The sequence below is a fragment of the Kordia antarctica genome (genome assembly GCF_009901525.1).
GTDB classification, from domain to species: domain Bacteria; phylum Bacteroidota; class Bacteroidia; order Flavobacteriales; family Flavobacteriaceae; genus Kordia; species Kordia antarctica.
Window position 1 is genome coordinate 1879369 of sequence record NZ_CP019288.1, and the last position, 14865, is coordinate 1894233.

Consider the following 14865-nt stretch of genomic DNA (forward strand, 5'->3'; position numbering starts at 1 on the left):
TCAAAGATAGTTTTTTTTTCGTAATACCAAAAGAATTACGAAAACATGTCTTTGACTTTTTCAAAAAATGACTTATCGCTCTTTTCAGGATTTGGGATAAAATTCTCATCATCCGCCATCTTTTCAAAGAAGCTTTTTTGCTCACTTGTCAATGTTTTAGGCGTCCAAACGTTGATATGCACTAACAAATCTCCTTTTCCGTATCCGTTAATACTTGGAATTCCTTTTCCGCGTAAGCGTAATATTTTTCCAGATTGCACTCCCGATTCTACTTTGATTCTAACTTTTCCAGTTACAGTATCAATTTCTTTAGAGCTTCCTAAAGCTGCTTCAGAGAAACTAATGTATAAATCGTAATGAAGATTGTCACCTTCACGTTTTAAGAACTCATGGTCTTTTTCTTCAATAGCAACTAATAAATCTCCCGAAACTCCATGTTGTCCTGGTGCTTCGTTTCCTTTACCTGTCACTTTTAATTGCATGCCTTCTACAACACCTGGTGGAATTTTAATGAGTACTGTTTCTTCTGTAACTTTTAATCCTTGTCCATCTGCTCCAGCTGGTCTTTTATTGATGGTTTGTCCAGCGCCACCACATGAACTACATGTTGTAGACGTTTGCATTCTACCCAAAATTGTATTCGTAATTCTTGTCATCTGACCAGAACCTTGACACGTTTCGCAGGTTTTGTAGCTTACGCCTTCCGCTTGTACTTTTCTACGAACTTTTACTTTTTTCTCAACGCCATTTGCAATTTCTTCTAACGTAAGTTTTACACGAATTCTTAAATTGCTTCCTTTTACACGTCGTTGTCTTGAACCGCCGCTGCCGCCAAATCCACTGAATCCGCCACCGCCGCCGAAACCGCCGCCAAAAATATCACCAAACTGACTAAAGATATCGTCCATATTCATGCCGCCGCCAAATCCGCCGCCGCCACTAAAGCCGCCGCCGTTTTCAAAAGCTGCGTGACCATATTGATCGTAACGTGCTTTTTTGTTTTCGTCGCTCAACACTTCATACGCTTCTGCTGCTTTTTTAAACATTTCTTCCGCGCCTTTATCATCTGGATTTTTATCAGGATGATATTGAATTGCTTTTTTGCGGTATGCTTTTTTTATTTCTGCTGCCGAAGCACCTTTCGTAATACCTAATGTTTCGTAATAATCTTGTTTCATTTGTATGCTACTTATTTCAAAAAGATCGTATTGTTGTTTTGAACAACCGTGTACTGCTTTTTATTTATTGTCCAACAACTACTTTAGGGTATCGGATGATTTTATCTCCTAGCGTATATCCTTTTTCAAGTACATCAATAATTTTGCCTTTCATATCATCTGATAGCGCAGGAATTTGCGTTACCGCTTCGTGATCTTCTGCATCAAATGTATCGCCAGCTTTTACTTCAACTTCTCCTAAGCCTTTGCTTTTTAAAGTTTCTTTTAGCTTATTGCTAATCAGTAATACTCCTTTTTTGAGTTCTTCTTCATCTGTTTTAGAAATTTCTACCAAAGCTCTATCTAAATCATCTAAGACTGGCAACATGGCAACTAAAATGTCTTTCCCTGCTGTTCTAAATAACTCTATACGTTCTTTGCTTGTTCTCTTTTTATAGTTTTCAAACTCAGCAAATAGACGTAAAAATTTGTCTTTTTCTTTTGATAGTTCTTCTTGTAGTTTTGCTTCCGCAGAAACGACTTCTGCTGTATTTTCGCTTGTTTCAGCCGTAGCTGTTGCTTCATTTGCAACTTCTGGCTGTTCTTGTTCTACTTTAGTATCGTTTTTTTTGCTCATGATATATGTCCAAAAAATTTTTATTATTTTGTTTTTAGTTTGCAAAAGTACTGCCATTTATGGAAAAATGTCAAAATGTCATCAAAAATATTTTTTAACATTTCACAGCTAAAATTTCTTCACTTTCAGTAATTTTGTTATTCAATTTTTTTAAAATTAAAAACAATACCTATGAGAATAAAATTTTTAAGCATTTTTGCTTTAACTACACTGACACTATTTGCCGTTTCATGTAGCGGAGAAAAGAAAAACGAAACTGACGCTGAAACTGCAAAAACTGAGAAAACGATTAGCGAAGAAGCTGTAAAGTACAAAGTTGATACTGCGAATACGACAGTTACTTGGAAAGGTTCAAAAGCTATCGGCGGAAGCCATAACGGAACAATGAATGTTACTTCGGGAGCGTTTGCTGTAAAAGACGGAAAATTAGAAAGCGGAAACTTTATTATTGATGTTGCTTCTTTGAAAGTAGTAGATATTCCTGCGGAAGATGAAGGAAACGCTAAATTAAAAGGTCATTTATTAAGTAAAGACTTTTTTGATGCAGAAAAACATGGAAGTGCTGCTTTTTCTATTACAGCTGTAAAAGAAGAAAATGGAAAAACAATGATTGAAGGAAACTTAACATTGAAAGATGTGAAGAAAAATATTTCTTTTCCTGCAACAGTTACCGTAAATGGTAATAAAGCAATGATTGTAAGCGAAGTTTTTACAATTGACAGAACTGATTTTGGAATGCAATACGGTTCTTCATCACTTGCGGATACTATTAAAGATAAAGCAATTAGTGATGACGTTGAGTTATCTGTAAAACTTGTTGCTACAAAGCAGTAATTTTTATGAACATATAATGTTTGAGATAAACCGACTTCGTGTCGGTTTATTTTTTTTGTGAAGTTTTGGTAATTGTAAGTAGAATGGTTTTGATTCGATCAAGAATAATCAGCTCAAAGTATTTACATTCAGAGTATTATTTTCATGAATTATGTGAAGCTGAATCAAGTTCAGCTTGACGAAAGTTATAGCTTTCAGACAGTTTTACTTTTCAAATACATCTTCCAATGCTGGCGTTAATTCCTTGAATTTGAATTCGAAACCTGTTTTTTCTATTTTTTCTGAGCTTACTTTTTGACTTGAGAATAGCAATGTGCTCATTTCGCCCAAAATCAATTTCATCATAAATTTAGGAATGTTTGGCAAAAAGAATGGTTTTTTTAATACAGAAGCAATTTCTTTTGTCAGTAATTTATTTGTCGTCGGATTTGGTGCAACTCCATTATATGTTCCTATAATTTTGTTTGTAAGTGCGTGAAGATACATGCGCGCAATGTCATCAATATGAATCCACGATTGCCATTGTTTTCCAGAACCTATTGCCGCTCCAACTCCATATTTTACAGGTTTAGACATTTCTACTAATGCGCCGCCGTTTGCAGAAAATACCAATCCAGTTCTTAGAATGGTGACCGAAATTTCTAACGATTTGAATTGATTTGCGTGTAATTCCCATTGTTTTACGACAGTTCCTAAGAAGTCGGTTGCTTCTTTTTCAGTTTCTTCTGTATAATATTCAGTTAGTGAACTTGGATAAATTGCGATTCCAGAAGCAGAAATAAAGTGTTTTACTGTATGATTTTCCATGTTGCGAATCGCTTTGAATAATACGTTTGCCGTATCTATGCGACTGTTCATGATTTCTTCTTTGTATGCTTCTGTCCAAGATTTGGCAATGTTTGCACCAGAAAGGTTTATAATTGCTTCAACACCTTCAAAACATGCTGTGTCAATTTCGCCTTGAGCGGGATTCCAATAGAAACCCTTTTTATTTTCAGCGTGTTCTATTTTACTTTTACGCGTTGTCAGGTAATGAATTTGATGATTTTCCTGAATACATAATTTGGTTAAAGCAGAACCAATTAATCCAGTTGCGCCGCAGATAAGTATTTTCATGGGAGTTTTTTCTTTTTCAATGTAAAAATACGTTAAAAAGAATAAATTAGAAAAGTAATATTCCTTTACATCGTTTGGCAATAATTAATTTTTTGTAGCACGAAGCATTTCTCGTTTTCCTGGTGGGCCTGGCAATCGTTCTACTGCGAAACCAACTTCTTGCATAGCTCTTCGCACACTTCCTTTGGCTGCATACGTTACTAAAATACTTTTGTTTTGTAATGCATCATACATTTTTTGAAAGATGGAAACTGTCCATAATTCTGGTTGTACGCGCGCGCCAAATGCATCAAAATAGATGAGATTGAATTTCGCTTGATCTGTAATTTCATGAAAGAGTTGCTGGCGTTTGGTCAATTTGAAGTTTTCAGAAAGTATGATTTCTTGTTCCCAATCGCACACATGCATTTTATCAAAAATAACCACTTCATTTTCAGCTTTTAATTCACTGACATAGTTGAGTTGCGCAATTTCTTCTGACGAAATAGGATACGCCTCTACGCCATGATAGTTACAGTTGAAGTTGTGCTTTTTCGTTTCTAAATACGTCATAAAAGCATTCAATCCTGTACCAAATCCTATTTCGAGAATATGAATTTGGTCAGGATTGTATGTATTTTGCAAATGCTGTAAGCCCGTTTTTATGTAAACATGTGCAGCTTCTTGTATGGCACCATGTGTAGAATGGTAGTGTTCGTCCCATTCTTCCAGATGAATTGTGGTAGATCCATCTTCCGTGGTGATTATGTTTCGTTTCAACTGTATACTATTTCTACATTAAAATAACGCGAGTTCATCATAAGTCTACTCAAATAAAATTTTTAATACATTTTCAAAATAAGTGCTAAGCATCTAATTTTCATATTTTTATTTTCGTTTTCTTTGTTCGCACAAAGAATACTGAATCAAGTTCAGCACAGGCGTCAACAAAAGAAAGTGCGCTTTTCCAGAGGTATTTTTAGTTTTTCCTTCAGGGAAAAGACAAAACATACTCCTAACTTTTATATCGAACTGACGTTAAAATAGTATTATTTTTTCAGTAAAACACCATCCGCAATAAACGAAAGTGTCTTTTTCGATTCTGTTATTTTAGCAATTTCTTCTTCAGAATTTCCTGCATCTTCCGCGTAATGCTTCAATTCGTCCACAGATGTTTCTTGTACAAATGCTTTTCCATCAACAATAACTTCACCTGTCGCGTCAAGCGGCATAAAAAATCCGTAGTCTTTAAATTTTACCATAACTTCTTTTTCATCGCCTGCATCTAAACGCATCCAACATCCTTTGCTAGCACAAACAGAGTTAATGTTTGCCATAAATTTTACAGCTAGCGTATCTCCAACTTTTAGATTGTCATATTTTTTACTGATTTCTGCGATTGATAATGCTTTGTCAGCTTCAATTTTTTCTCCAAAAGATGCATATGCCATTTCAGTAGCGTTTACTTCTTTCGTTTCTTGCGCAGTTTTTTCGTTGTTTTTTGCGTCTTCACATCCTATAAATGCTATTAAGGCAACTCCTAAAATTAATATTTTCTTCATTTCTGTTTGATATTTCTTATGATTACGACTATTTTGTTACGAATACTTGGTTTTAAAAACCATAATTTGTTCAGAACTAAGATTTTTTTAAAGTTAATTATTACGTAACTTTGCACAAAATTAAGAATTTATATGATGAGTGACCATTCTATTGATATAAAAATTTCCAAAGCTTCGAAAAGCAAGATTGAAAGTGTAGATTTTAACAATTTAGATTTTGGGAAAGTTTTCACGGATCACATGTTTGTATGTGATTATAAAAATGGAGCTTGGCAGACGCCAGAAATTACGCCTTATCAGCCACTTACAATTGCACCTTCTGCACGTGTGTTTCATTATGGACAAGCTGTTTTTGAAGGAATGAAAGCTTTTAAGGATGAGCAAGATCAGATTTGGATGTTTCGTCCAGAAGATAATCATGATCGTATTAATAAGTCATCAGTTCGTATGGCGATTCCTGAGTTTCCAAAAGATGTTTTCTTTGAAGGATTGACACAGTTATTGCATTTGGAGAAAGATTGGATTCAAAAAGGAAAAGGAAATTCATTATATATTAGACCTTTTGTGATTGCAACAGAGGAAGCGATTTCTGCTTCTCCTGCAAACACCTATAAGTTTATGATTATTTGTTCGCCAGCGCAATCGTATTACGCAGGTGAAGTACGTGTATTGTTTGCAGAAGAATTTAGTAGAGCTGCCGATGGCGGTGTTGGTTTTGCAAAAGCTGCTGGAAATTATGGTGCACAATTTTACCCAACAAGTTTAGCGAACAAAAAAGGATATCAGCAGATTATTTGGACAGACGCAAGTACGCATGAGTATTTGGAAGAAGCTGGAACGATGAATATTTTCTTTAGAGTTGGCGATACACTTTTAACGACTCCTACAAGTGATCGAATTTTGGATGGAATTACGCGTAAGAGTTTGATTCAGTTGGCTGAAGACACTAATATTGATGTAGAAATTCGTCAAATATCTGTAGCTGAAATTAAAGAAGCGGCTCGAAAAGGTGAATTGAAAGAGATTTTTGGTGCAGGAACAGCGGCGGTTATTAATCCGATTTCTGGTTTTGAACATGCAGGAGAAAAATTTGAGTTGCCAAAACTTGACGATTCGTATGCGACTTTCTTTAAAGAGAAATTATTGAATATTCAATATAATATTTCTGAAGATCCACATGGTTGGAGATTTAGAGTTTAGTTGTTGATTATTAGTTGCTCGTTGTTAGCAATAATATATATTTAAAAAGTGACTCAATAAGAGTCACTTTTTTTTGCGTTATGCTGAATCGAATTCTGGGTTTATCGAAGTACAGCATCTCATTATCTACTTCCAAAGTAATTTCTCTAAAACTTCAAGCGCATTTTGAGTTAAAATCTACATTTTTTGTTTTTCATTTTCTTTCTCTTTGTTCGCACAAAGAAAAGAAACAAAAGAAAGTGCGTTTTTCCAGAGGTGTTTTTAGTTTTTTCTCTGAAAAACTAAAACCGCATTCATTTTTCTAAATTTTTTCCAAGGCTTCAAAAATTCTTAACGAAAAATGTCTGCTACACTGCGGAAAAAGAAAACGTCACGTATTATTCTTATTCCAATATCGACATCAGTTCACATTATTTAACCACAGTAAACTATTAAACTTATAAACGCATAAACTCAATATCCTATTTACCCGCTAAGATTGCGCCAATGTTTGGTTTGAAATAGCTTGGTCCTTTGAGGACTTTTCCATCTTCACGGTAGATTGGTTTTCCGTCTGCGCCGAGTTTGCTCATGTTGCTACGTTGAATTTCTTCGAAAACTTCTTCTATTTTTTCTTGCATTCCGTGTTCTATGATGGTTCCGCATAGAATGTATAGCATATCGCCTAAAGCGTCTGCAACTTCAATTAAGTCATTGTTTTGCGCGGCTTCTAGGTATTCTTCATTTTCTTCTTTCATTAAGTTAAAACGAAGCATATTTTTGGCTTCTCCTAAATTGGCAGTTGGTGTGTTTTTAATTCCTAAACCAAATGCTGAATGAAATTCTGTTACGGCTTCTATTCTTCTTTTCAAATCATATGTGTTTTAAATATTTTTATAATCAATTTTCAGAATTGAAATATACTTGAATATTCACACGATTTTTTACTACTAGTCATTTTATTTTGAAACTTTTATTAACAACGTTTGGGGTTTAATTCGTAATTTTGCTCAAAACACAACATACTATGTTTAGTACTGGACAATTGATTTTTGCAGCATTTTTTGTAATCGTTTTTACAGTGGTTATGATATACGCATACCGAAAAGATTTACAGTTACACAAACGCTATTACAAAGGAAGTTTGCGTGTTTTAGCTGTTTTTATACTCTTCATTATCACAATTGTAGTGATTAAGAAATTTATTGTTTCTTAATTTTTCTTCCTTTTCTATTTCATATTTTTTCGTACATTGTAGGAATAACTAACAAACCATTACCATAATATAGATACTTTTATTACGATTTTCACGTGATAGGATTCCCAAGTCGTTAAGATTTATAGTTTGGATAGCATATAGTTTGTTTGTAACCCTAACATATGATTACAGTCGCTATTGCAGAAGATCATCAAGCATTGATTGATGGTATTAAATCGTATTTGGAATACGAAGAAGATATTAGTATTATAGGACACGCTAATGACGGCGAAGGATTGCTTAAGATTGTCCGACTGAAACAACCAAAAGTCGTGGTTTGCGATATCCGAATGCCAAAAATGGACGGAATTGTCGCTACTACACATATCAAAAAAGAATTTCCACATATTAAAGTTTTAGCATTTACAATGTATGACCAAGCAGAAGCGATTCGGCAAATGTTGGACGCTGGCGCAACAGGTTATATTTTGAAGAATTCGCCTTTGAAAATCGTCTTGGAAGCCATTCGCGCATTGGCGGATAATAAAACGTATTATGATGCCAAGTTGAATATTGAGCAGGTTTCTAAGAATAGTTCCAAGTCTATTTTATCACGCCGTGAAAAAGAAATTCTGGCATTGATTGCCCAACGAAATACCTCTCAACAGATTGCAGATTTACTTTTTATTTCCAAATCTACTATTGATACACACCGTAAAAACATGATTCAAAAACTGAATTTAAAAGGCGCAAATGAGTTATTGGGCTATGCTATTGATCGGAAGTATGTTTTTTAGGGTTTGAATTGGAAATTTTAAAAACCCCTATTGTTGGGTATAAGTATATGCTAGCGGCATTAGTATTTTTGAAAATGCAATAACTAATTAAATTAATAAATTATGTATGAAAAACTCAGAGTTAAATTAGACCTTTTTGATAATCAAAATTATCAACTAATTCACAAGGAAACATTTATTGGCGAAAGCAATGGGGATAAAAGGATTGTAGATTTATCATTATGGATAAAAATAAGATACAATGTTAAGAAAGAAAAAATAAAAAGAGCTAAGTTTCTTGTTAGAAAAGATTTAGAACTTGACGAAACAATGTCTCAAACAAATATATTTGATTTGAATATAAAAGAAGTGAAGTACAATGAAGGTAGTTCAGATGATGATGACCATCAATTTATAACAGAAATAGTTATCAATGACCCGAATGGAAGCGAAACATGTAAGCTTCCAATTAGTGAAATAAGAAAGATGGATGATGTTTTTAGTTTAGACTTACTTGATAGTAAAATAGTTAACAATTCAAGTATTCGAACAGTAGAAAAACTAGTATCTGCCTATGGAAACCATGTATGTAAAGCCGTTGCAATATAAATGATTCTAAAAAAAAAGTTGTTTCTCATCGTCTTAATTTCAAGTAACATTTTTTGTTATTCGCAAAATAATGCTTTAGATAAAAACGTAGAGACTTATATTTTAAACATCAAAAATCATCATTTTTCTGAAGCAGAACTAAATTTAAAAAACTTCAATTCATCTAGTGTTACTAAAAAAGTATTGGAATGGCAGTATCAATTTATGAAGAATGGCATTACCAAGCCATTCTTCATAAAAGATACACTTAATTTAATTCCACAGGTAAAAGCGTATGCGTATATTAATAAAGCAGATTATTTATTAAATACTTCTAAAGACAATGATCAATTAGCATTTGAATTATATACTAAAAGCTTACTACTCTCTAAAAGTATCAATGACACTATTTTGATGTGTGAATCATTAAAAAAAATACTTTTTTATATCTATAAAAATAGAAAAGCAGAAAAGGCATTATACGAAGAATACCTTAAATATTATAAGGAAAATATTTATGATGTTACTGAACAAGTGTATTATAATTTTCATCAATATAATTATGAAGCCATTCATTCAAAAACAGATAGAGTTTATCAGCTAAAAAATACTCTTAAACAATCTACCAGTATTTCTGATCATTTTATTCAAGGGAAACTGAATCAACTTATAGGAATTCATTACAATTATTTTTTAGAAAACAAAGACAGTGCATTTTTATATTATATAAAGGCTGAAGATAAATTCAAAATGTCACGCTTTCAACATTACAAAAATGAAATACCTGGTATCTATACCAATATTGGACTTCTTAATCAAGATTTTGGTGATTATATCAAAGCCCTGTCATATTTTAAAAAGGCTGACACAATGAAAATCCCTACATATAGGTTGCTCGAAAAAGTAAAACTGAATGACTTGATTGCAGAGAATTTCGAAAGCCGAAAAATGCATGATAGTGCAAACTATTATTTAAAACGTAAAATAAAATATCTTGATAGTTTAAATGAATATGAAAAAGCAATTGCTATTTCTGAAATAAATGAAAAATATAAAAACGCAGAATTACGAGCTGAGAATATTGAACAAAAAGCTAGAAACATTAAAACTGAAGCAGAAAAAAAACAAAAAGACAGCCTCTTACTAATCTCCCTATCAATCCTAACTCTAGTAATCATCTCCGCATACCTCATCCAAAAAAATACACGAAAAAAACAATTGCTTGCTGAACAAGCAAAAGACTTAGAAGCGCAAAAAGTTGAGAATTTACTCCAAGAACAAGAACTCGCAAGTATTGACGCCATGATTGAAGGTCAAGAGAAAGAGCGCAAACGCATTGCAGAAGATTTACACGACGATCTTGGCGCATTGATGGCAACGGTAAAACTACACTTTGATAATATTGAAACCGCACAAAACGAAGACGCAGTGCAAAAAACAAGTTCATTGCTCGATGAAGCGTATGAAAAAATACGAACGCTAGCACACGCCAAAAATGCAGGCGTGATTGCGAATCAAGGATTGTTGGTTGCAGTGACAAATATGAGTTCAAAAATTACTGATTCTAATAGACTTGATATTGAAGTAATCGCGCACGGATTGGAAGATCGATTGGAGAATTCACTAGAGTTATCACTTTTTCGAATGATTCAAGAATTGATTGCGAATATCATCAAACATGCGGAAGCTACAAACGCTACGATTCAATTGACGCAACATGAAAAAAATCTAAATATCATCGTAGAAGACAACGGAAAAGGATTTGAACATTCTAAAATTAAAGAAGTTGGAATTGGCTTGGAAACCATCAAAAAACGCATCGCACATCTCAACGGAAAACTTTCCATTGATAGTACATTAGGAAAAGGAACAACGATTTTAGTTGATGTTCCGCTTACATAATCTTAGCAAAATTTTCAAAAATCCTTATACATAGGTATTGTTTATAGTACATAAAATAAACTACTTTTATATAAATTAATCAATAACCACCATATTATGAAATCATTGCTATTTTCTTTTTTCGGATTATTTTGTGTCGTTTTTATGTCTGCGCAAGAAGCTGAAAAAAATCCTTTTGAAGAGAAATTAAAAGAAAAACAAGAACTTGTCTATAACTTAATAGACGAAAAGGAAAAGTTTGATAGAGAAACTGCCATATTAAAAGCAGAATTAGAGAAACTAACTGATGAACAAGAAATAAAAAAAGCAACTACAGAGTTAGAAAGTCGTAAAAAAACAGCAAAGGAAAAGCAAGAAGAAATTGTTAATGTTTGTTCTGATTACACAAAATATCGTGGATATTTGGAAGAATACGAAAATATAACAGCAGAGGTTTTAACGAAATACAAAGCCCGAATTTGCGAAATATACAAAGAAGCAACTCCAGAAGTAGATCCAACAAAATTCATCATTATTGGAGAAAATGATCCTATAAAAGCCGAAGATTTATTAGACAATGAAAATACCAAAAAAGTACTAGCTGATGTTTTTAGCATTGACAGTAAAACGAATCTAGGAACGTTTGAAATTCCTGGAGAAAATTCATTTATAACTTTTTATAGTGAGAAAGTTAAAAGAGGAAAAAATAAGATAATTTTTCAAAAAGCTGTAAAAAACCCTACCGTTTATATAGATAACAATAGTTATGCACTACCAATTGAACAGTTAATAATTTATGAGAAAAATAGAGCAAACCAATCTGAAATTTCAAATAATAAAAAAGATTCTACCAAAGTTGCTCCCAACAATGAATCGAATACAAATAAAATATCAAAAACTGAACCTCCAGTAATGCAACCTTTCCCAAAAGGTGCTTTATTTAAATCAATACAAATAGAAATTCATGAAGGTGGAATTGTTGACACTCGTTTGATATTAGAATCAGTAGATCACAAAACGCATTTTTATTTTGAAGGAAGATCGCCTGTTAGTATTTTAAACTATACTAGAAGAGTTTCCCGTGGAAGTTTTTTAGAATATTCACACTATGTTAGTTTAGATGGAATTACCATATATAACGAAGAAATCCTTTCTCAATTATTAGTAAAATATACAGATGTATTGGATTATCATCCAAATGCTGGTAGTAATTATGTTCCTGATGACATATCATATAAGTTCCCAACTGATGAAACAAAAGAGGCTTCAGCTGAAAGACGAACTTATGAGGTAATTAACAATAATCACTTACAACATGTATTAGATTTACGAACGTACACAGACATGTTAGGATTATTTGGAGATGAAGCAAATGGATTATTCCAAATAGAAGGTAAAGCCGATTTTTTCATTATTCCGTTCAACATACAACGTTCTTCAATATATCTGTTAAAAAAAGTATCTCCATTTGTGCGTTATTCGAGATTTGATGATGATGAAGATTTTATTAATACAACGCTAAATACTGGAACAAGTACGTATGAATTTGACAATAAAAAATTAGGCTTACTTGAACGTTCTACTTTAGAAATGGGTATGGAAATTGATATCTTTAATTGCCGATTTGTGAAAGAATCACCTTTTTGGATTTCTTTATACACTCCACTCACATACAATGTAACACGAATTCAAGCAGACCCTACGAAAGAAAAAGTAAACTTCAAAACACTTGGGTACGGTTTAGGTGCAGAAATAGAATTAAAACGTTTCAATAATTTTGGGTTAACTTTAGGTTACGAACTCAAAGGTTATTCATTCCTTGGCGATTACTCAGAAGAAAAAATACGAGAACCTAGTTATTTAAAAACTCAAACTGTAAAAGCCGAAATATTCTACTTTCCAGGTTCAGACAGATCACAATCAATTTTCTTGCGTATGAAAAGTATCAGAGATGTCAGTTCTGGGAATGCAGATTCATTCTTCCAATTACAAATTGGTTATAGATTTACCATAGGAGTTGGCGCAGTAAAAGCGAAATAATACTGGTTATTGTTCAAATTTATTATAACAGAAGGTGATTGTTTTTTCTTCATAATTCGTTCTTTTTCCGCAGTGTAGCAAACATTTTTCGTTAAGAATTTTTGAAGCCTTGGAAAAAATTTAGAAAAATGATTGCGATTTTAGTTTTTCAGAGAAAAAACTAAAAACACCTCTGGAAAAACGCACTTTCTTTTGTTGAAGCCTGTGCTGAACTTGATTCAGTATTCTTTGTGCGAACAAAGAAAAAGAAAAGATGAAAATAAAGTTATTAGCTAAACTTCCAACGAAGTAAACTCAAAAGTAGTCCCGTTGAACAAGCCTTTATCACTCAGTTTTAACGACGGGATTACTAACAATGCCATAAACGAAAGTGTCATATATGGCGCACGTAATCTACTTCCCATTTGTTTTGATAACTTGTCCAACTTAGCATATTCCTCGCCTATTTCCCAACCTGTTTTATCGCTCATAATTCCTGCAACTGGTAATGAAACTACATGTTCAGAAGTATCTGAAACAGCACAAATTCCACCTTTGTTATCTATCAGTAAATTTACAGCCTTGCAAATGGCTTCGTCAGAAACACCAACGGCAATAATATTATGTGAATCGTGTCCAACGGAAGAAGCAATTGCGCCTTCTTTCAATCCAAAATTTTTGATAAATGCCATTGCTGGCGAATCGTCATTGTAGCGATTCACAACAGTCATTTTTAAAATATCTTCTTCTAGGTTTGAAACTAGGTTTCCATCTTCAATTAAGTTATCAAGAATCAACTCGTTTGTCACCAATTCGCCCTCTAAAGCTTCAATCACGCGGATTTGACTTTTCGTGGCTTCGACTTGAAAATCAAGTACATTTTTTTTAGAAGTATTAAAATTATTCAGAATTTCAAACGGCACACTTTCTATGTGTGAGTTTCCACCAGAAGCAACACAAATTCCATCAATATATGTTTCTAATACCTTGAAATTTTTCAAATCTTTAAGTACAACAAAATCTGCAAAATCATTAATTCGCAACTGTCCAACGTCCAAATTATAATGTTTCACCGGATTTATACAAGCCGTTTGTAACACTTTAAAAACGTCAACACCTTTTGCCACAGCTCGTGCGCACAAATCATTAATATGTCCAACTAACAAGTCATCAGGATGTTTATCGTCTGAACAAAACATCATGTTCTCAAAATGTTCATCTAATAACGGAATTAACGCTTCAAAGTTTTTTGCGGCACTTCCTTCACGAATAATGACTTTCATGCGTTTTTGTAACTTTTCTAAGGCTTCATCATACGTAAAACACTCATGATCGGTAGAAATTCCTGCGTTTATATATCTTGAAATATCTTCACCGCGTAATCCTGGCGCATGTCCGTCAATAGGTTTCTCGAAATATTTCGCCCAAGCAATTTTTTTCATGACTTCTTCATCTCTAAACAACACACCTGGATAATTCATCATTTCTGCCAAATACTTGATTTCTGGCATTTCCAATAATTCTTTAATATCATTCGAATCAAGAATTGCGCCTGCCGATTCAAAACTCGTTGCTGGCACACAAGATGGCGCGCCAAAGTTGAACTTAAAAGGTACTTTCTTTCCGTTTTCAATCATGAATTCAACACCAACTTTTCCCAAGACATTGGCAATTTCATGCGGATCAGAAACCGTTGCCACAGTTCCGTGCAACACCGCCAAACGTGCAAACTCTGAAGGAACTAACATCGAACTTTCAATATGAATATGTGCATCTACAAATCCAGGAATGATATAACTTTCCACACTGTGATTTTTTGCCACAATGCTTGTGATTTTCCCATCTAGAATATGAATTTCTCCTTTGTAGATTTTTTTATTGAAGATATCTACGATGTTCCCTTGTTTAATCATCTTATGTTAAATAAATGTAAAAACTT

At 33.2% G+C, this 14865-nt stretch carries 14 protein-coding genes; 7 read left to right on the top strand and 7 right to left on the bottom strand.

Annotation, left to right across the window (positions count from 1 at the left end; translation table 11 throughout):
* Positions 1-35: 35 nt before the first annotated feature.
* Both dnaJ and IMCC3317_RS07500 read right to left on the bottom strand, forming a co-directional pair.
* Positions 36-1178, bottom strand: coding sequence for a molecular chaperone DnaJ (gene dnaJ, locus IMCC3317_RS07495; protein WP_160128910.1), 1143 nt, complete (start codon positions 1176-1178; stop codon positions 36-38).
* Between the two features lie 64 nt (positions 1179-1242).
* Positions 1243-1794, bottom strand: a complete 552-nt coding sequence (locus IMCC3317_RS07500; RefSeq protein WP_160128911.1) for a nucleotide exchange factor GrpE — start codon at positions 1792-1794, stop codon at positions 1243-1245.
* A gap of 171 nt (positions 1795-1965) precedes the next feature.
* Between IMCC3317_RS07500 and IMCC3317_RS07505 the strand changes: the two genes are divergently transcribed.
* Entirely contained in the window at positions 1966-2628 is a 663-nt protein-coding gene (locus tag IMCC3317_RS07505; protein WP_160128912.1) for a YceI family protein, read from the top strand.
* Positions 2629-2832: 204 nt separating this feature from the next.
* Here the strand turns inward: IMCC3317_RS07505 and IMCC3317_RS07510 are convergent, their stop codons facing one another.
* The 3 genes from IMCC3317_RS07510 to IMCC3317_RS07520 form a co-directional block, all read right to left on the bottom strand.
* Positions 2833-3744: a TIGR01777 family oxidoreductase gene (locus IMCC3317_RS07510; protein WP_160128913.1), complete on the bottom strand. Its 912-nt coding sequence runs from the start codon at positions 3742-3744 to the stop codon at positions 2833-2835.
* 84 nt (positions 3745-3828) lie between these two features.
* Positions 3829-4503, bottom strand: coding sequence for a tRNA (5-methylaminomethyl-2-thiouridine)(34)-methyltransferase MnmD (mnmD, locus tag IMCC3317_RS07515; RefSeq protein ID WP_160128914.1), 675 nt, complete (start codon positions 4501-4503; stop codon positions 3829-3831).
* Between the two features lie 269 nt (positions 4504-4772).
* Positions 4773-5285 (bottom strand): DUF4920 domain-containing protein, encoded by a 513-nt coding sequence (locus IMCC3317_RS07520; RefSeq protein WP_160128915.1) that lies wholly within the window; start codon positions 5283-5285, stop codon positions 4773-4775.
* A gap of 135 nt (positions 5286-5420) precedes the next feature.
* Between IMCC3317_RS07520 and IMCC3317_RS07525 the strand changes: the two genes are divergently transcribed.
* Positions 5421-6485, top strand: a complete 1065-nt coding sequence (locus tag IMCC3317_RS07525) for a branched-chain amino acid aminotransferase (RefSeq protein ID WP_160128916.1) — start codon at positions 5421-5423, stop codon at positions 6483-6485.
* Positions 6486-6946: 461 nt separating this feature from the next.
* Here IMCC3317_RS07525 and IMCC3317_RS07530 read toward each other — a convergent pair whose 3' ends face one another.
* Complete coding sequence (locus tag IMCC3317_RS07530) at positions 6947-7336, bottom strand: pyrophosphohydrolase domain-containing protein (protein ID WP_160128917.1); 390 nt, start codon at positions 7334-7336, stop codon at positions 6947-6949.
* A gap of 155 nt (positions 7337-7491) precedes the next feature.
* Here IMCC3317_RS07530 and IMCC3317_RS07535 point away from each other — a divergent pair, with 155 nt between their 5' ends.
* The 5 genes from IMCC3317_RS07535 to IMCC3317_RS07555 all read left to right on the top strand — a co-directional run bounded on the left by IMCC3317_RS07535 (position 7492) and on the right by IMCC3317_RS07555 (position 12947).
* Positions 7492-7680 carry a hypothetical protein gene (locus IMCC3317_RS07535; protein WP_160128918.1) on the top strand — a complete coding sequence of 63 codons (189 nt, stop codon included), beginning with the start codon at positions 7492-7494 and terminating at the stop codon, positions 7678-7680.
* A gap of 164 nt (positions 7681-7844) precedes the next feature.
* Positions 7845-8459, top strand: a complete 615-nt coding sequence (locus IMCC3317_RS07540; RefSeq protein WP_160128919.1) for a response regulator — start codon at positions 7845-7847, stop codon at positions 8457-8459.
* A gap of 102 nt (positions 8460-8561) precedes the next feature.
* On the top strand, positions 8562-9047 hold the full coding sequence (locus tag IMCC3317_RS07545; RefSeq protein ID WP_160128920.1) for a hypothetical protein: 486 nt from the start codon (positions 8562-8564) through the stop codon (positions 9045-9047).
* A complete protein-coding gene (locus tag IMCC3317_RS07550; RefSeq protein ID WP_160128921.1) occupies positions 9048-10928 on the top strand; it encodes a sensor histidine kinase in 1881 nt (626 codons plus the stop codon).
* A gap of 96 nt (positions 10929-11024) precedes the next feature.
* Positions 11025-12947: a hypothetical protein gene (locus IMCC3317_RS07555; protein ID WP_160128922.1), complete on the top strand. Its 1923-nt coding sequence runs from the start codon at positions 11025-11027 to the stop codon at positions 12945-12947.
* A gap of 272 nt (positions 12948-13219) precedes the next feature.
* Here the strand turns inward: IMCC3317_RS07555 and ade are convergent, their stop codons facing one another.
* Positions 13220-14839: an adenine deaminase gene (gene ade / locus IMCC3317_RS07560; protein ID WP_160128923.1), complete on the bottom strand. Its 1620-nt coding sequence runs from the start codon at positions 14837-14839 to the stop codon at positions 13220-13222.
* Between the last annotated feature and the right edge of the window lie 26 nt (positions 14840-14865).